Annotated in this window: 15 protein-coding genes and 1 pseudogene; 3 read left to right on the top strand and 13 right to left on the bottom strand. The window is 58.6% G+C overall.

The features are described 5' to 3' along the window. From Q0C28_RS06070 to Q0C28_RS06015, 12 genes and pseudogenes are all read right to left on the bottom strand, one after another. Positions 1–553 (bottom strand): annotated as a pseudogene (locus Q0C28_RS06070) (epoxyalkane--coenzyme M transferase); the annotation flags it as partial. Positions 554–714: 161 nt separating this feature from the next. Next, positions 715–1,677, bottom strand: coding sequence for a cupin (locus Q0C28_RS06065; RefSeq protein ID WP_293573808.1), 963 nt, complete (start codon positions 1,675–1,677; stop codon positions 715–717). Positions 1,678–1,836: 159 nt separating this feature from the next. Next, entirely contained in the window at positions 1,837–2,826 is a 990-nt protein-coding gene (locus tag Q0C28_RS06060) for an ester cyclase (protein ID WP_293573806.1), read from the bottom strand. Further along, the gene (locus Q0C28_RS06055; RefSeq protein WP_293573804.1) at positions 2,823–3,842 is read right to left on the bottom strand and encodes a LacI family DNA-binding transcriptional regulator; all 1,020 of its coding nucleotides are present in this window, start codon (positions 3,840–3,842) and stop codon (positions 2,823–2,825) included. The genes Q0C28_RS06060 and Q0C28_RS06055 overlap by 4 nt, the downstream gene beginning before the upstream one ends. Beyond that, positions 3,839–4,615: an SDR family oxidoreductase gene (locus Q0C28_RS06050; RefSeq protein ID WP_293573803.1), complete on the bottom strand. Its 777-nt coding sequence runs from the start codon at positions 4,613–4,615 to the stop codon at positions 3,839–3,841. The genes Q0C28_RS06055 and Q0C28_RS06050 overlap by 4 nt, the downstream gene beginning before the upstream one ends. Beyond that, entirely contained in the window at positions 4,612–5,610 is a 999-nt protein-coding gene (locus Q0C28_RS06045) for an ester cyclase (protein WP_293573810.1), read from the bottom strand. Before Q0C28_RS06045 ends, Q0C28_RS06050 begins: the two co-directional genes overlap by 4 nt. Positions 5,611–5,806: 196 nt before the next feature. Continuing rightward, complete coding sequence (hisD, locus tag Q0C28_RS06040) at positions 5,807–7,138, bottom strand: histidinol dehydrogenase (RefSeq protein WP_293573801.1); 1,332 nt, start codon at positions 7,136–7,138, stop codon at positions 5,807–5,809. 4 nt (positions 7,139–7,142) lie between these two features. After that, positions 7,143–7,679, bottom strand: coding sequence for an ester cyclase (locus tag Q0C28_RS06035; protein WP_293573799.1), 537 nt, complete (start codon positions 7,677–7,679; stop codon positions 7,143–7,145). Positions 7,680–7,806: 127 nt separating this feature from the next. Then, positions 7,807–8,688, bottom strand: a complete 882-nt coding sequence (locus Q0C28_RS06030; protein ID WP_293573797.1) for a carbohydrate ABC transporter permease — start codon at positions 8,686–8,688, stop codon at positions 7,807–7,809. Next, entirely contained in the window at positions 8,688–9,716 is a 1,029-nt protein-coding gene (locus Q0C28_RS06025) for a carbohydrate ABC transporter permease (protein ID WP_293573795.1), read from the bottom strand. Before Q0C28_RS06025 ends, Q0C28_RS06030 begins: the two co-directional genes overlap by 1 nt. 67 nt (positions 9,717–9,783) lie before the next feature. Beyond that, positions 9,784–11,019: an extracellular solute-binding protein gene (locus tag Q0C28_RS06020; RefSeq protein WP_293573793.1), complete on the bottom strand. Its 1,236-nt coding sequence runs from the start codon at positions 11,017–11,019 to the stop codon at positions 9,784–9,786. A gap of 78 nt (positions 11,020–11,097) precedes the next feature. Beyond that, positions 11,098–12,150 (bottom strand): ABC transporter ATP-binding protein, encoded by a 1,053-nt coding sequence (locus tag Q0C28_RS06015; RefSeq protein ID WP_293573791.1) that lies wholly within the window; start codon positions 12,148–12,150, stop codon positions 11,098–11,100. Between the two features lie 136 nt (positions 12,151–12,286). Here Q0C28_RS06015 and Q0C28_RS06010 point away from each other — a divergent pair, with 136 nt between their 5' ends. Both Q0C28_RS06010 and Q0C28_RS06005 read left to right on the top strand, forming a co-directional pair. Beyond that, positions 12,287–13,288, top strand: a complete 1,002-nt coding sequence (locus Q0C28_RS06010; RefSeq protein ID WP_293573789.1) for an ester cyclase — start codon at positions 12,287–12,289, stop codon at positions 13,286–13,288. Next, the gene (locus Q0C28_RS06005; RefSeq protein WP_293573787.1) at positions 13,285–14,151 is read left to right on the top strand and encodes an amidohydrolase family protein; all 867 of its coding nucleotides are present in this window, start codon (positions 13,285–13,287) and stop codon (positions 14,149–14,151) included. Before Q0C28_RS06010 ends, Q0C28_RS06005 begins: the two co-directional genes overlap by 4 nt. Before the next feature lie 370 nt (positions 14,152–14,521). Here the strand turns inward: Q0C28_RS06005 and Q0C28_RS06000 are convergent, their stop codons facing one another. After that, positions 14,522–15,382 (bottom strand): LysR family transcriptional regulator, encoded by an 861-nt coding sequence (locus Q0C28_RS06000; RefSeq protein ID WP_293573785.1) that lies wholly within the window; start codon positions 15,380–15,382, stop codon positions 14,522–14,524. 112 nt (positions 15,383–15,494) lie between these two features. Between Q0C28_RS06000 and Q0C28_RS05995 the strand changes: the two genes are divergently transcribed. Continuing rightward, positions 15,495–16,640 carry a TauD/TfdA family dioxygenase gene (locus Q0C28_RS05995; protein WP_293573783.1) on the top strand — a complete coding sequence of 382 codons (1,146 nt, stop codon included), beginning with the start codon at positions 15,495–15,497 and terminating at the stop codon, positions 16,638–16,640. The last annotated feature ends 2 nt before the right edge of the window (positions 16,641–16,642 follow it).

Genomic DNA, 16,642 nt, shown 5'->3' with positions numbered 1-16,642 from the left:
TCGTTTCATACTCTGCCTTCATGGTGTCTGCGAGCGCCGCAAGATAAGCCTCGCGGGTGGGGAAAAAGTCGTTTTGCAGAAACAGCGAAATCACCCCGGGCGATGCTGCGTTCATGAAACCGCGCTCCGCGCCGTGCCGCGACATCGCGGCTGTCAGGTTTGCAATGTCTTTTTGCAGTTCGCCCTGACCTTTGGAGCGGACCTCCCCGGTGCACATGGGGCGGGCATATTTCGGGGTGCCGCCCTCTTTGGCCAGCCGATCCAGAAAACCGGGGAACAGTTTCAAATCCGCGGGCGCATTGCGTGGGCTGTCCCCGGAAAATCCGGTGTAACGATCCTTCACGTAGGTGGCGTATGAAATCTTGGAGGTTTCGCCATCGCTGACGATATCGATGCCAGCTTCGACCTGTTTGCGGACAGTTTCATCGACCGCGGCGGTCATGCAGGCATCAAACGCGTCTTGATCGTAGGGGTTGCCCTGTTCGCGGGCAAAAATGAAATCCACCACGTCCTGTGAACGGGGCAGGGAGCCGACATGCGTGGTTTTGATCATTTGTGTTTCCCTCGGCGGTTCGCGTATTTGAGGGGGCTTGTGCCCCCTCCGATTTTGTTTCGGCCGTGTCTCGGCCCAAATGGGCCGGGGCTCTGAGGACCAGAGCCCAATGGATCAAGGCCTGATGGAGAAGGGCTAGATGGATCAGGCCCTCATCCAGGTCAGGCCCCTGTCCAGGTTGCCCCGGCTGGATCATCTGTGGCGGTGATGCGGTACAGCCCAGCCTGACCGGTCATCGCAGGCTGCGCGCTGTAGCTTTCGCCAGGCAGCACCAGAGCGGTGTCACCGGCGGCCAGCGAGACATCCACGTCATCAATCGAAATGGCCCAGTGACCGCTGGCAGGCATCAGAACAACGGGTTTTTGCGCGGTGATCTTCTCGACCACTGCAGATCCACGGCCGAGGAAATCCACATCAAAACCAGGCTTGTCTTTGATGATGCCATCCTCGCCAATGACCCGGGCAGGTTTGGTCGCGGACAAGGCCATCAGATCCCAATAGCGCGCCACATATTTGCCGATCACGTCCTCGACGGGCACCTCCGGGTAGGCAGTCAGCTCTGCTTCGCTCAGCACCGGCATGGGGCGGACATTGTGCGGCAGGTCCACGCCTTTTTTGGTGTCATACAGAACGCCATTGTCGCCCAGCTTCAAACCGTGTGCGTCGGCTTCCTCGATCACTTGGGGTGCCCATGTAACGCCGCCGCCAGCGTCATCGCCGCCCAGAATGGACATGATCATCCCGTAGTCCTGGCCAACATTTTCAAAGCCGCGGAACATCCCGGTGGGGATGTTGAAGATGTCGCCTTCCTCGGCGATCAGCTCACCGGCTGTGCCATAGCGCCCCCAAAAGAACCGCCAGCGGCCTTTGGCAACAAAAAACACCTCAGCTGTGGTGTGGCTGTGCAAGGAGTTGCGGCATTTTGGCGGCTGCCCCGCAGCACCGATGTTGAAGCCGATTTTATCGGTGATGTGGACGTGCTGATCGGGCGATTCCGAGACACCACCGCCGATGATGGTGAAATTCTCTTTCTGGTCAGACCCGGGCGTGTGGGCGTCGATAAAGGCTGTCTTGCAAGGGCGAAGATCGCCATATCGGACGATGCGTGTGTGGATTGAGCTCATGATATCTATCTCTTTGATGGGCAATTGTGGGCAGGGAACAAATCGTGCCGCCTATCCCGGAGGCCGGTTGTTGAGCCGTTTTGCCCGCAAAGAAGCCCGATGCGCATGGCAGCGTTGGACCCCCAAAGAGGCATCGAGATATGTCATCAGCGCAATCAACTAGACTGCGCCCGTTTGCAACAGGATCTGTTTCCAGACGGCGGTTTCATCAAAAAGCGTCCACTCCCGGCGCAGGCGGATGTCGCCGCCGATCAACTCACCCCATTCGGCGTGGCTGATACCAAGAACATAAAGATCCGCACCGGTCGGTGCGCCAAGGGCGCCCCAGCCGTCATGCTTGCCATGAAGGCTCCAGCGCAGGGCTGAGCGTGGTGGCATATTTGGATCGCTACGCCCGATCTGATGGTGGATGGTGAATTTCGCCGACGGCATGGATGCCCGCAGAGACATCCAAAACCGATCAACAGGATCAAAACTATGGCCGGTGCTGCCGCCTGGATATTCGCTTTGCACGGCTCGGTCATAATTGGCTTCGATGGCGGCCATGTCGGCGTTCATCATGCGGGTCAGCAGATCCGCATGGCGCAGCCCCCATTCGTTCTGGTTGCCCGTGCCTGTGTAAGGTCCGCTCAGATCGTTCGCCGGAGTCAGTGGCTTGACACAGGCCTCTGGTCCGCCTTCGCGGGCGATCAGATCCCGCGTGAAATCTTCAGGCGTCCACCCCAGCTGACGCACAACCGCGCCATTGTCACGTATCAGCCATTCGTCGTCGATTGCATTGTTGCGGGCATGGCAATCGGCGAGGATGCGATAAGTCAGCTTGGTGCCCGTGGCCTTGCCAAAGACACCATCCCCAAGATGTGTCGCAGTTGACAGGATCCGGTGACTGGACAGCATGCCCTCTTCGGGTGTGCCGGACCAGATCACATCTTCGCCAAGCAGGGTGCGGTCTGGGAATTCTGCGAGGGTGGCCATGGTCGCGCCGATGACCCCCTGATTGCCCGTCGAAACGGACCCTGGCATGCGCACCACAATATCAGGAGCATAGTATTCGTGCAGCGTGGCGATACCGCGGTTTTCCCAAATCTCTTTCGTGATGCCGATGATATAATCGGGAAAGTCGCTGAATTTGTTGGAGAAGCCTCTCATGTCTTGGGTCCTTCGAGCGGGCGGGTGGAGCCGCGGATGATCAGGGGGCCATCGATTTGCACATGCCGCGGGCCCTGTGGTTTGCCTTCGATTTCGTCGAGCAGGATCTCAACCGTGGAGGCAACCATGCGGTTGGCAGGTTGCCGCACGGTGGTCAGCGAATAAGCGGGCCAAGAGGCAATAGGCACGTCGTCATATCCAACCACGGAGACATCGTCGGGCACCGACAGGCCCAGCTCGCTGCGCAGCACGTCCATCGTCGCAAAGGCCATGTGGTCATTGGCGACAAACACGGCCTCCGGCGGATCCTCTTTGAACATCTGACGCGTTGCTTCCGCTGCGGTTTCCATCTTGAAATTGCCGACGCCGCGTGCGTGAAGCTCTAGCCCATCCTCGGCAAGGCGCTGGCGAAAGCCCGCTTCGCGGTCGCGCTGTGTCGATGCGCCCTCCCAACCGGCGATATAGCCGATCTTGCGATGGCCCGCCTGCAAGATGAAGTCGGCCACCTTCCGGCCGCCTGAAAAATTGTCAGAGGTGACGGCCGACATATCCGGATCATCCTGAGAGCGGTTGAACAGCACCATGGGGACCCCGGCTGCGCGGCAACGCTGGGACAAATCCGAAGACATGGCGACCGACGCAGCGATGATGCCATCGACCTGATAATCAAGGATCTCTTCGATCACCTCATCGATGCTGGCGGTTGTGTTGGGCGCCATGAACATCAGCACGTGATACCCACGGGCCTGCAACGCGTTGGACAGTTTTTCCAGGGCTTCGGGATAGAAGTGGTTTTCCAAATAGGCCACCACCAAACCGATGATCCGGGAACGCCCAGACACCATTGCGCGCGCCAGAGAGTTGGGCCGATACCCCAGTTGCTCTGCCGCCATGCGTACTTTTTCGGTTGTTTTCTTTGATGCCGAAGCGCCGGGTGTGAACACGCGGCTGACCGCAGATTGCGATACACCGGCCAGTCGGGCCACATCGGATGAGGTGACTTTGACCGCGCTCATTCTGCTGTCCATCCGCCATCAATCATCAATGCGGTGCCGGTGATCATCGCTGCCGCATCGGAGGCGAGGAACACCACGCCGCCCATCATGTCCTCAACTTCGCCAACGCGACCCAGCTTGATCTTTTCTTCGATCCAGGCCCGTCGATCCGGGTTGTCAAAGGTGGGTTGGGTGAGCGGCGTGCGCACAAACGTCGGGCAGATGGTGTTCACCCGGATGCCTGCCTTGCCCCATTCGATGGCCATCGATTTGGTGAAACCTTCGACGGCATGTTTGGTGGCGCAATAAACCGCTCTGTCGATCCCGCCAACCTTGGCCATCTGGCTGCTGATGTTGATCAGCGATCCGGGCCTACCTTCGGCGATCAGTGCTTTTGCAACCGCTTGGGTTAGGAAATACGCCCCCTTCAGATTGAGCGTGGCGACAGAGTCGAAATCCTCCGGTGTGGTGTCCAACGCCGCGCTGTGTCGCGCCAGTCCTGCAGAGTTCACCAGAACATCGAACGGGCCATTGGTCTCTTGCTCGGTTGCCAATGTGGCCTGCATGTCTGTGACGTTGGCCACGTCCAATGGCAAAGCCCGTGCCGTCATGCCTGCGGCTGTCATTTCTTCCATTAGCTCGGTCAGCGGCGCCATCTTGCGGGCTGCCAGTGTGACCTCGGCACCGGCCTCACCCAACGCAACCGCACAGGCGCGGCCTATGCCCGAGCTTGCGCCCGTCACCAAGGCGCGTTTGCCATCAAGGCGGAAAGAGGGGGTCCGAGGCAGTGTCAACACAGGTCTCCTTTCAGGGGGATGGGGCCAAGGCTGCGTGCTTTGTTGAATTCACGCAGCCGCGCGAATACGTCCACCCCAAGCTGCGCATAGACATCCAGAAGGTCAACCAACACCCAATTCTCTCGGATCCGGCCATCCTCCATGCGCCAGAAGTCCAGACTGCGCAGTTCGATGCTCTGCCCGCTTGGGGCAATGCCCAGCCATCCTCCATTGGTGATAGTCTGGCGCATATTCGGCCAGCCGGTGACTGCGGCGTAGGCCTCGTCACCAAAGAAATGCATATCCAATGCTGCATCCTGCTTACCCCGGTCGGGCATAGCAGTCAGGAACGGGATCTGGTGCCAGTTGCGAAATCCAGGGACCCCACGACAGCTGCCGATGCCCGCTGGCCCATACCAGTTGAACCGGGGGTGCCAAAACCGGTCCAGTTCCATCACCTCGGGCCCACCTTCGGCGGGGTGCCGAATCAAATGGGCGAGCATATCGGTCACGTGGTTGCAGGAAGCCGCAGCGGCATCCCGGTTCCAGGGCCCCGGCACGATCCCGTCAAGCGTGGCAGGGCCGGGCACCAGGATTTCCCGTCCGAGCGAGGGCGCCAGCGGCCAGGCGTTGGCCTGCATCATCAGTTCGGGGATGTCCCAAATGACCTGCATTTCCACCACTTTGGTGTCGACCAAGCGGTAGAACTCATGAAACCGCATGTGCGCCAAATGACCTGTGGCCGGGATTTCCAGCCAGGGCGCCATAAAGGTGCCGACATAGTGTCCGCCTGCGGCCAGCCATTGGTCGCCCTGATCGGTTTCGCCCGCCATGACGATCCAATCCCGGCGTTCCAGATCCGGCAGGCTGGAGAGAATCGGCGCATAGGCTGCATCAAACAGCGCCTCCGGCCCGGTCAGATCTCCGAACGGATGGCACATATGGATCTTGGCGTCGGCAGCCAGACACTCCACCAGAGCGGCGCGAACCTCTGCAGCGTCGAAATCGCGCATTGCCCCAAACAGGAGGGCAAGCCTGGCCTTGTGGGCCGTGGGAAGATCCGGTTTTTGTGTCATTGCCGGTTTTTGTGTCATTGTCTGTGTCTTTTTCTTTGGCCCCGTCCTCTATGGCAGTACCGTCTGGGATCGGTCTTGGCGCCTGCACACTGTCAAAAAACAATGCACAGGCGCGGTAAACATGTCCGCGCGGTTATTCTGCCGCGTCGCGATAGGGCGCGCCCTCGCCATAGGGCACATTCAGCCCGCCATAACGGCGTACCCGGATGTTGCATTGTTCGGCGTGGCCGACAAAGCCCTCCAACATGCACAAGCGCGAGCCATATTCGCCGATCATTGTGGCGGCCTCATCGGTTGTGACCTTCTGGAAAGAGTGGGTTTTCAGGAATTTTCCAACCCAGAGCCCGCCTGTGTATCGTCCGGCCTTTTTCGTGGGCAACGTGTGGTTGGTGCCGATCACCTTGTCCCCATTGGCCACATTGGTGCGGGGACCCAGGAACAGCGCCCCATAACAGGTCATATGTTCGAGGAACCAGTCGTCGCGGTCGGTCATCACCTGCACATGTTCGGATGCGATGTCATCTGCAACAGCCAGCATTTCGTCATAGGTGTCGCAGACGATAACCTCGCCGTAATCCTGCCAGCTCACCCGCGCGGTGTCTGCGGTCGGCAGGATGTCCAGCAGCCTGTCAATTTCTTGCAGCGTGGCCTCGGCCAGAGAGCGGGAATTCGTCAGCAGCACACAAGGGCTGTTATACCCGTGCTCGGCCTGACCCAGCAGATCGGTGGCGCACAGTTCGGCGTCCGCAGCGGTTTCATCAGCGATGACCATGGTTTCTGTGGGACCAGCAAACAGATCGATACCGACGCGGCCGAACAGCTGACGCTTGGCTTCGGCGACAAAGGCATTGCCCGGACCAACCAGCAGATGCACGGGCGCAATGCTGTCGGTGCCGAGCGCCATGGCGCCGACCGCCTGGATACCGCCCAGAACATAGATCTCATCAGCGCCACCCAAGTGCATGGCCGCAATCACCGCTGGGTTTGGTTCACCATTGAACGGCGGGGTGCAGGCCACGATCCGAGGAACACCCGCGACTTTTGCGGTGGCCACCGACATATGCGCCGAAGCGACCATCGGGAACTTGCCACCCGGCACATAGCAGCCGACGGATTGAACGGGGATGTTTTTATGCCCCAGGATCACGCCCGGCATGGTTTCGACCTCAAGATCGAGCATCGAGTCCCGCTGGGCCTGTGCAAAATGCGTGACCTGCGCTTGGGCAAACTTGATATCTGCCATTTCCCGCGGAGAGACTTTGGCGATGATTTCGTCGATCTCTTCTGCAGTCAGGCGGTATGTCTCGCGGTCATAGCCATCGAATTTCGCGGCCAGCTCCCGCACGGCCACGTCACCGCGGGTTTCGATGTCTTTCAGAGTGGCCGCCACAAGCGCGGCTGTTTGGGCATCATCCTCGGCCCGGTCTGCTTCGGGTTTGCCGCGTTTCAGATAGTCAATTGCCATCAGTTTATCCTTTGTTGTCTGGGCGCGGTGCGGATTTCTCCCCGCGATCAAAGGCTTCCCAGCCTTCGCCATTGAACAGATCCACGCCAAGCTGGGCCGCAACATGGGCGAAATCCACATTCACCCAGTTGTCGACGATCTTTCCGTCCACGACTTTCCAGAAGTCCATGTACCGGATTTCCACCCGCTTGCCGGTTGGTGCGATGCCAAGGAATGTGCCGCTGTGGGTTGCCTCCTGACGGCCAAACGCCGCGGCCCATTCCCCCATGTAAAGGCGGGCCTCGTCGATACACACCTTGTCGGAAAACGCCGCCTGAAACGGACGCTGCCAATTGTCCTGAAATTCCTTCAGGCCGGTTTTGGTGCCGCAGCCTTGGTTGCCCATCCAGCGGAATCCTTGGGAAAAGAACTTGCCGATGTCGTTGATCCGGTGGTCGTTCAACCCATCGACCATCCCTTCGATGACGGCGCGGGTTTCGTCTGTTTTGCTCATATCCGTGTCACGTGTCAGCACGGCTTGTTCGGGGCGGGAACCTTTCATGGTTTTGTCCTCATGATTTGCCTGAAGGTGTTGTGTGAAGGGAAGAGTCCTCCACCGGTCAGGTGGTCACGAGGCATGCGGTTGAGCGCGGGATGTCTGGCCCTAGCGCCGGATCTGAAGGTCGCGCTCATCCTTTGACGGCTCCGGCTGTCAGGCCGCTGACGATTTGGCGCTGGAAGAACATCACCAGCACGAACAGCGGGGCGGTGGCTGAAACCACGGCGGCGACAGCAAACATCACGTTGCCCTCTTCCTGGGTCGATCCGAGGAAGCCATAGATGGCGGGCACCATGGTGCGGTTCTCTTCGCTTAGCAGCATCGAGGTGACAGCAAAGTCGTTATAGGCCAGCAGGAAAGAGAACAGTCCGGTGGTGATCACGCCCGGCCACATCACCGGGATGATCACATGGCGGAAGGCTTGAAACTGGGTGCAGCCGTCGACTTTGGCGCTTTCGTCCAGATCCTTTGGGATGTTGAGGAAGAACGAATGCAGCATCCACAGGGTGAAAGGCTGGTTGATCGCGACAAGCACAATGATCGACGTTGGCAGATGGCCCCAAAGGTTCCATTCAAAGAACGGCAGCAGGTAACCAGACACCAGCGTGATATGGGGCATTGCCCGGAAAATCAGCGCGATCATCAGTAGCCAGAAGGCATATTTCTGTCCTGAGCGCGCCAGCGCGTAGCCACCAAGCGTCCCCAAAGTGAGAGAGATAAGAACAGTGAAGAAGACCACAACCAAGGTGTTGATCGCTGCGCGCCAGAACTCTTCTTGGATCCAGGCACCGGCATATCCGGCGCCGGTGAAGGTATCTCCTGTTTCAATCAGGGTCCGTGTGCCCCAAAGAGCATAGCGCCAATCCGCTTTGGAGAAGAAATCCGCCTGCACTTTGAAAGAGCCCCAGAGCGTCCAAAGGAAGGGGAAGGACGCAATGATCACCCACAAGAGAACAAAGGCAGAGGAGAAGAAAACGACGGATCGTGAGGCACGATGTGCAGGATTGGGCATCAGACAGCCTTTCCTTTGAAGTCCCGCCATGTCCGCAGCAGTACAGGTGCCAGCAGAATTGCGACGCCAATAACTGTCAGGACGGAGGTTGCGGCCGCCGAATTGAAGCGCGTGATATCGCTGCGCATGTCGGCAAAAATGATGTAAGACAGGGACGTTGCATTTGCTTCGGCAGAGAAGCCAACGATCGGTTCGAACACCCGGAAGTTATCCATCAGCTGGATCAGCGAGATGAATACCACCAGCGGCATCAGATGTGGGATCACGACATAGCGGATCTGTTGCCAACGTGTGGCACCATCAATCATGGCCGCCTCAAGCGAGTCTGAATTGACCGTCTGCAGTCCGGCGTAGAATACGACAAAGGCAAAGGGCGCAGAACTCCAGACCCCATAGACCATCAACGTGATCCAGGTCAGCACCGGAGACGCTTTCAACGACAGTTCAGGATCCTCAAACAGCCATTGCAGCGTTTTGCCGATGACACCTTGTGCATCGATCATCCAGAACAGGATCAACGATCCGATCAGGGGGGTGATGATCATGGGCAAAAGCGACACGAAAATTGTTGGCCCCTTCAACACCGGTTTCAAGCGGTTCACGCCAAGTGCAATCAGCAAGCCCAGCACGATCACCAGCGGTGTCACCAAAAACGTGTAGGTGAGGGTGAAGGACAGGGCTTTGTAGAATGGCAGGTTATAGAGATCTGCAAAGAACCCACCCCAAGTCGCGTTGCTCTGCCAGGCTTCGCTCACTTCGGCCGAAGCCAGATGCCCGCGGTCAAAATATGTGCTGAGCCCGGCAAATCGGCCCAGAGGCTGTTTTGCGCGAAGCTGGGCTGTGGCTTCGGTGTCGACCGTACTTTCTTCGGTGCATCCAAAGGGGCCGCAATTTTCGGTGGTCACGATCACCTGCTCATGTTCGATGTGCAGTGATTGGACCACAACCGACACCAGCGGCAGCGCAATGAACAGGATCATTGCCGCGAGACTGGGCAGGATAAACCAGAAGAAGGTTTGATGGCGCATAACGAATGGTCCCGTTCGGGTGGGAAATCAGCGGAGCAGGGACAGCCCGCTCCGCTGGTGTGTCGGCTTAGTTCAAGAAGCCTTTTTCTTTCGCCGCAGAGATATAGGCGGCTTCAGTGTCCGCCAGAGCCTGCTCGGCGCTTTCGGAGCCCTGCAGGAATGCAGTCAATTCCGCACCCAGTGCAGTGTGCATCAGGCCCATGAAGGGGATCATCGGATAAGGTTTTGTCTTGCCTGCTGCGGTGGCGAACACACCGGCGGATGCAGGCGCTGGCTCGTAGCCTTCGACCAGCCAGACAGCGGCGTCATTATTGGCCTTCACGACGTCGGTGCTGATGCCGTTCATCATCGCGATGAAGCTGGCTTCGGCGTCGGCATCGCTGATGTTGGTGGCAATTGCGAACCCGTCCCACCAAAGGGTGGAAGCTGGGATGTCGCCACCACCGACTGTGGGTGATGAAACCAGCAGCGTGTTGCTGACCACTTCGGGTGTCGAACCTTCATCATCCAGCAAACCGGTGCCGCGAGATCCCCAGAGATGCGCCATCGCGAGATCGCCCGCTTCCCAGGATGCCTGAACCGCATTGGAATCGAACGTCAAAAAGTCCGGGTTGGACAGTTCTGTCAGCGACTTCAACATATTGAGTGCAGCAATGCCCGCCTCGTTGTTGATGCTCGGCTCGGCCGTGCCGGGTTTGAAGAACTCACCACCAAAGCCGAGGTACATGTTGACGAACTCTTCACCGAGGTTCCAACCAGTCTTGCTGGTGGTGGCGAACGGGTGATCCATCAGTCCGGCTTCTTTGATCGCGGCGCCTGCGGCAACAACCTCTTCATAGGTGGTTGGCACCTCAAGCCCTGCGGCCTCCAGAATGTCCTTGCGCACGATCAGGTGCTGGGCGTTCGCCATGAATGCGACAGCCATCACTTTGCCATCCACCGTGATCAGCTGGTTTTTGCTCAGGTTCTGGCCGTGTTTTGCAATCAGATCATCCAGCGGACGGATCAGACCGTCGCTCATCAGTGGTACGATGGCGGCGTTGGTGGTTGTGACGGCGGAATACTGTGCGGGGTTGGCTGTCAATGCCGCAACCTGCAATTCGCGATAGTCCTTGTTGAGATTGCTTTCAACAGTCACCCCATCCCCGGCGCATTGCTTCGCACCATCAGCAACGGCCTGGATCGCCGCAAACTCATTGCCTAGAATGCTGACATTGCCACTGGAAATGCCGCAGCCCGCAAAGGCCGTGGATCCCAAAAAGACAGCGGTGGCGCTGATCATGGAAAGTTTCGTGATGGACATATGTGTCTCCCTGTTTTGGGTCGCTTTTGCAGATCCGGACCCGGTTGACCCCTTTCCTAACAGGGGCAGTTCGCTGGGTTAGCTTCCCAGACGTGCGCCATCTTTTGCGTTGAAAAGGTGGCAGATTTCTTGGGGTATGCTGAAGGACACGGTGTCGCCGATGGCAGCCCGGTAGCTTTTGTCAGCTTTGACAGACACCAGTGCATCCCCGACACGCACGGAAATCATCGTGGCGTCTCCGAGCAGCTCCAAGGTGTAGATCGGCGCCGTGATCTGTCCTGATGCATCAGGGGCCAAAGCAGCGTCTTCCGCCCGGAACCCCAATGTCAGTGGGCCGTCAGGCGCATCGAGCCCCGGGATTTCGACATGTTCTGCGCGAAACGTCCCGCCGGAGACCGCACCCTCGATCAGGTTCATCGCGGGTGATCCGATGAAACTGGCAACAAAAGCGTTGGCCGGGCGGTCGTAGATCTCGGTCGGGCTGCCCACCTGCTGCACCACGCCGCCTTTCATCACCACAACGCGATCGGCAAGTGTCATCGCTTCGATCTGGTCGTGGGTCACATAGATTGTGGTCACCGCCAGCTCATGGCTGAGGTTCTTGATCTGCGCGCGGGTGGAGACCCGAAGTTTTGCATCCAGGTTGGACAGAGGTTCGTCCATCAGGAACACGTTGGGTTCGCGCACAATCGCCCGTGCCAGCGCGACACGCTGGCGCTGACCGCCTGACAGTTCTGCAGGTTTGCGATGCAGGAAGTCATCGAGCTCTACCATGCGGCTGGCGCGACGGACCTTTTCGTCATGGGTCTTGGGGTCGATCCCGCGTACCTTGAGCGGAAAGCGGATGTTTTCATATACGTTCATGTTGGGATAGAGCGCGTAGCTCTGGAACACCATGGATACGTCCCGATCCTTGGGTTCCAGGTCGTTGACGCGTTTGCCGTCCACCAGGATGTCACCATCCGTGACATCTTCCAGCCCGGCGATCATCCGCATGGTGGTTGTCTTGCCGCAGCCAGACGGGCCGAGCAGGACCAGAAATTCCTTATCTGCAATTGTCAGATTGAAATCGTCCACCCCGACAAAGCTGCCCCAACGTTTGCTGATATGCCGCAGCTCGATTTGTGCCATAGGGGTCCGCCTCCCAGCGAAAACATTTTTTTGCATACGATTGCAAAAAGGGTAGTGCTTGCTACCTTTGCTTAGCAAGACATTTTTGCATTCGTATGCAAAAATGAAGAAATCAGGTTTTAACTAGAGAAAAAACATGGATAAAATTCAGGCGGCAAAGTCCGTAGTGCGCAAGTTTCACGCGCAATTGGACGCGCGCGATGCGAATCTGGATGCTGTTATGACAGCTTTCAGCGGGTCAGACTTTCTTTGGCGCGGCTTTCACCCCTTCGGTCTGATCGACAATCCAGAGGCGGTCGCGAACCAGTTTTGGGCACCATTGAAACAGAGCCTAACGTCCTTGCAGCGGCGCGAGGATGTGTTTTTCGCGGCGGAAAATTCGCTGGATGCGGACCGTGCGGTCTGGGTGGTGTCCATGGGACACCTCGTAGGCTTGTTTGATCGCAGCTGGCTGAATATCCGGCCAACCGGAAAGATGGCGAGCCTCAGATATTGCGCGTTTTACAAGGTCGAGCAGGAGGCCATTGTCGAAACCGCGATGTATTTTGATGTGCCTCATTTGATGGTTCAGGCGGGGATGAACCCGTTTCCGCCACAAACCGGGACGCATATGGTCCAACCTGGCCCGATGACGCACGATGGCCTGCAGGTTGACCCGCAGCCCGCAGAAGAAGGCGCGCGTACTCTGGCCGCGATCAACCGGATGATTGCGGACATCGGGCAGTGGGACAGCGGCATGAGCCTTGAGGATGAGCTGCGCCGCAGTTGGCATGAGGACATGCTGTGGTGGGGGCCCGAGGGGATTGGTGCGACCTTCACCATCGAACGCTACGCCAAGCAGCACGCTGGCCCGTTTCGTGCGGCTTTCGCTGATCGTAGCGCAACCGGCCATATTTGCCGCTTGGCAGAGGGCAGCTATGGGGGCTTCTTTGGCTGGCCGAACTTCACCGCGCGGCCTGTCGGCGGTTTCATGGGCATGCCCGCAACCGGCCAGGTCGGAGAATTCCGGGTGATAGACATCTATCGCCGCGACGGTGACAAGTTGGCAGAAAACTGGATCTTCATCGATTTGCTGCATTTTTGGAAACAGCAAGGCGTGGATATTCTGGCGCGGACCACCCATCAGGATCTGCCATGATCGACGCGCATCATCACCTCTGGGATCTGGCTGCAGTGGAGTACCCTTGGCTGGCTGCCAAGGGCACACCGCGCTTTTTTGGAGATCCGACGCCGATCCAAAAGACCTACGGCTTTGACGATTTTTTCGCAGATTCTGTAGGTCACGGCGCGACCGGATCCGTGCATATTCAGGTTGGGGCGGCCGATCCGCTGGTAGAGGCACGGTGGGTGCAGGCGGTGGCAGAGGCGCAGCAGGATTGGCGGATGGCGCAGGTGGCGTTTTGCGATCTGACCTCCGCTGATCGCAGTGCCAATCTCGATGAACTGCAGCGTATGAGCACCGTTCGCGGTGTGCGTCAGATCGTCGGTCGCGCACCCGGCGAGGACGCAGAAACTGGCACCCAGGATCTTCTTGATAACTCTGAGTTTCTGTCCGGCCTGCAAGAGCTGGGAGAGCGCGGGTTGTCATTTGACCTGCAGTTGATCCCTGAATTGATGGACCGCATGGCGCAGTTGCTGGCGCAAGCGCCCAACACCGCTGTTGCGCTTTGTCACGCAGGCAGCCCGCATGATCGCACTGTGATGGGGTTGTCGGAATGGGCCAAAACGCTGCGCGCGTTGTCTGATCTGCCTCAGGTCTATTGCAAGATTTCCGGGCTTGGCATGTTTCAGCACCACTGGGAGGTGGCCGATTTCAAGCCCATCATTCAGACATGCCTTGATCAATTCGGCGCCGAACGCTGTATGTTTGGATCAAACTTCCCGGTCGACAGTCTCTATTCCGATTATGATCGTTTGTTTGAAGCGCATATGGCTTGTGTGCCCGTATCAGATCACGCGGCAGTCTTTGGTGAAACGGCGACGCAGTTCTATCAGTTGTGATGTTGAAAATCAGATAGGCCTGGCGCCTTCCATTGCCGCGTGGCCCCTGTTTCCGGCGTAAACGGCTTAGGATCACAGGCTTTGGTCGGCGCCCATACTGGTCTCCCCGGGGTGGTCTTCGGGGTGTTTGATCCGCGGGCGGTACAGTGCTTGTTCCTGTGCCCTGTTTGGGGTTGTCTCTGCACCTACGTCTTGTGATGCATATGCAGGCGCCCCGCCACCTGCCGAAGCGGATGGCGGGGCGCCTGTTCCCGTCCGCATGGGGTGCGAAAAAGAACCTGGAGTGCCTTGAACCATGCATGCACGATGCCATTATGAGTTTAATGATTGGTGAATACAAACAATCTAAGCGGGTTTTATTTTACCTGCGTCAGTCAGCCGCCAGAATGCTCACCAGCGCCTGCCATTGATCCCGCGACACCGCATCAGATCCGGCAATCAGCCAATATGTTGCGTGGTGCTCCAAATGCGCGTCGCCAAGCCGGACCAGCCGTCCCGCATCCAGATCCGCCCGGCACAGCGGCAAGGAACCGAGCGCAACACCGCAGCCAGCCCGTGCCGCGCCGAGGGCCGACAAATGGGTGTCAAACCGCCAATCCGGCACCGGCGTGCTGCTGCAGCCAAAGGATTTGATCCAGTCGGTCCAGCCCGGTCGCCCGCCTGCACAGGCGATCCGTGGCAGGGTGGTCCAGGGCGCTCCGGTCTCCAAGAGTTCCGGGGCTGCGACCGGTGCGATGCGTTCGCTATAGAGCGGCTGTTTGAACGGATGGGGCCAATCTCCTGTGCCATATCGGATGCGCAGCACATCATCTTCGGGGGCTTCATGGGTGCCCGTAACCATGGACTGTACCGCCAGTTCCCCGTCAAAGGCACGGCGCAACGCAGGCAATCGGGGCAGCAACCACAGATCAATGATGGACTGGCTGGCCGACAGGCTCATGCGGCGGCGCTTGCGTCCAAACAGCGCTTCGGAGCTGTCCCGGATCCCGTTGAGGGCGGTCTGCACATGGGGCAGCCAGGCCTCACCTTCGACCGTCAGGGTGATCGCCCGGGGATGGCGCAGGAACAAAGCGGTGCCGAGGCGCTGTTCCAACTGCGCGATCCGTTGGCTTACGGCAGATTGGGTGATCCCAGTTTCTGCGGCCGCTGCGGTAAAGCTGCCGGTGCGGGCGGCTGCTTCGAACACCCGGATCCATTCCAGAGGGGGCAAAGTGGGGCGTGGGTTATGCATTAGCTCACCTGGGCCTTAGTGCGATAATTCGTAATTTGAGATTATGTATCGCGGATGCCACTTTGAACCCAAGCGTTTTGACACCCACACCAGACATTTTATGGGAGACACCATGCCGTCTGTTACCGTTTCCGCCGAAGGCGATTTTCTCACCCTCACATTGGGCACCCACAGCCTGCGGTTTCACGCCATCTGGCTGCGCGACAATTCAAGTGATCCCGACACACGGGCACCGTCGAATGGGCAGCGCCTGATTGCTTTGCGCGACATCCCCGCAGACACGAAGATTGCCGAAGCAGGCCTGGAAGGGGGCGCGCTGGAGGTGCGTTTTCAGCCCGAGGATAAAACCCTGCGCTTTGATCTGGGTTGGTTGGAGGCCCATGCCTATGACCGAGCTGAACCGGAAAGCCGGGGTTGGCTGGCTGAGGAAACGGAAACCTGGGATAGCGGCTTGATGGATCAGGTGCCCAGTGGCGATTTCGCAGAATTGGAAGCCGGTGGCGCGGCGCTGGATCACTGGTTGGCCGCGGTCAACCGCTATGGGTTTGCCAAAATCGTCAATGCGCCTGTGGAAGACGGCGGCCTGTTCCGCGTCGTGGATCTCTTTGGTCATGTCCGGGAGACAAACTATGGTCGCCACTTTGAGGTCCGCACCGAAGTCAACCCGACCAATCTGGCGTTCACCGGGTTGGGCCTACAGGCGCACACCGACAACCCCTACCGCGACCCGGTTCCAACCATCCAGGTGCTCTATTGCCTGGAAAGCTCTGCCGCGGGTGGTGAAAACATGGTGGTTGATGGCTTTGCGGCTGCGCTGCGGCTGCGCGCTGAGAACGAAGCCTATTTTAACGTCTTGGCAGATCATTGTGCGCGGTTCGAATATGCGGGCGAAGCCGGGGTGTGTCTGACCTCGCGCCGTCCTATGATTGAACTGGCTCCCGATGGAGAGCTGATCGGTGTGCGTTTCAACAACCGCTCCTGCGCGGCGATTACAGATGTGCCCTTCGATCAGATGGCGCTCTATTATGCGGCCTATCGCCGTTTGGGTGAAATCATCGATGACACAGCGATGGAGGTGACCTTCCGGCTCAATCCAGGTGAGGCCTTCGTGGTGGACAACACCCGTGTTCTGCACGCGCGCAAGGGGTATTCCGGCGAGGGTACACGGTGGCTGCAGGGCTGCTACGCCGACAAGGATGGCTTGCGCTCTGCCTATAATGCACGCCGTCGCCAAAAACTGGCGGAGGCCGCAGAATGAGC

The organism is Phaeobacter sp., from assembly GCF_022825805.1.
Taxonomy (GTDB): domain Bacteria; phylum Pseudomonadota; class Alphaproteobacteria; order Rhodobacterales; family Rhodobacteraceae; genus Phaeobacter.
Note: the sequence above shows the minus strand (reverse complement) of the source record. Positions and strands in the feature narration are given on the sequence as shown.

Excerpts from the sequence above, each read along its gene's own strand:
- Q0C28_RS06065 (WP_293573808.1), bottom strand. The coding sequence starts at position 1,677 with ATGAGCTCAATCCACACACGCATCGTCCGATATGGCGATCTTCGCCCT.
- Q0C28_RS06060 (WP_293573806.1), bottom strand. The coding sequence starts at position 2,826 with ATGAGAGGCTTCTCCAACAAATTCAGCGACTTTCCCGATTATATCATC.
- Q0C28_RS06055 (WP_293573804.1), bottom strand. The coding sequence starts at position 3,842 with ATGAGCGCGGTCAAAGTCACCTCATCCGATGTGGCCCGACTGGCCGGT.
- Q0C28_RS06045 (WP_293573810.1), bottom strand. The coding sequence starts at position 5,610 with ATGCGCGATTTCGACGCTGCAGAGGTTCGCGCCGCTCTGGTGGAGTGT.
- hisD (WP_293573801.1), bottom strand. The coding sequence starts at position 7,138 with ATGGCAATTGACTATCTGAAACGCGGCAAACCCGAAGCAGACCGGGCC.
- Q0C28_RS06035 (WP_293573799.1), bottom strand. The coding sequence starts at position 7,679 with ATGAAAGGTTCCCGCCCCGAACAAGCCGTGCTGACACGTGACACGGAT.
- Q0C28_RS06030 (WP_293573797.1), bottom strand. The coding sequence starts at position 8,688 with ATGCCCAATCCTGCACATCGTGCCTCACGATCCGTCGTTTTCTTCTCC.
- Q0C28_RS06025 (WP_293573795.1), bottom strand. The coding sequence starts at position 9,716 with ATGCGCCATCAAACCTTCTTCTGGTTTATCCTGCCCAGTCTCGCGGCA.
- Q0C28_RS06020 (WP_293573793.1), bottom strand. The coding sequence starts at position 11,019 with ATGTCCATCACGAAACTTTCCATGATCAGCGCCACCGCTGTCTTTTTG.
- Q0C28_RS06015 (WP_293573791.1), bottom strand. The coding sequence starts at position 12,150 with ATGGCACAAATCGAGCTGCGGCATATCAGCAAACGTTGGGGCAGCTTT.
- Q0C28_RS06010 (WP_293573789.1), top strand. The coding sequence starts at position 12,287 with ATGGATAAAATTCAGGCGGCAAAGTCCGTAGTGCGCAAGTTTCACGCG.
- Q0C28_RS06005 (WP_293573787.1), top strand. The coding sequence starts at position 13,285 with ATGATCGACGCGCATCATCACCTCTGGGATCTGGCTGCAGTGGAGTAC.
- Q0C28_RS06000 (WP_293573785.1), bottom strand. The coding sequence starts at position 15,382 with ATGCATAACCCACGCCCCACTTTGCCCCCTCTGGAATGGATCCGGGTG.
- Q0C28_RS05995 (WP_293573783.1), top strand. The coding sequence starts at position 15,495 with ATGCCGTCTGTTACCGTTTCCGCCGAAGGCGATTTTCTCACCCTCACA.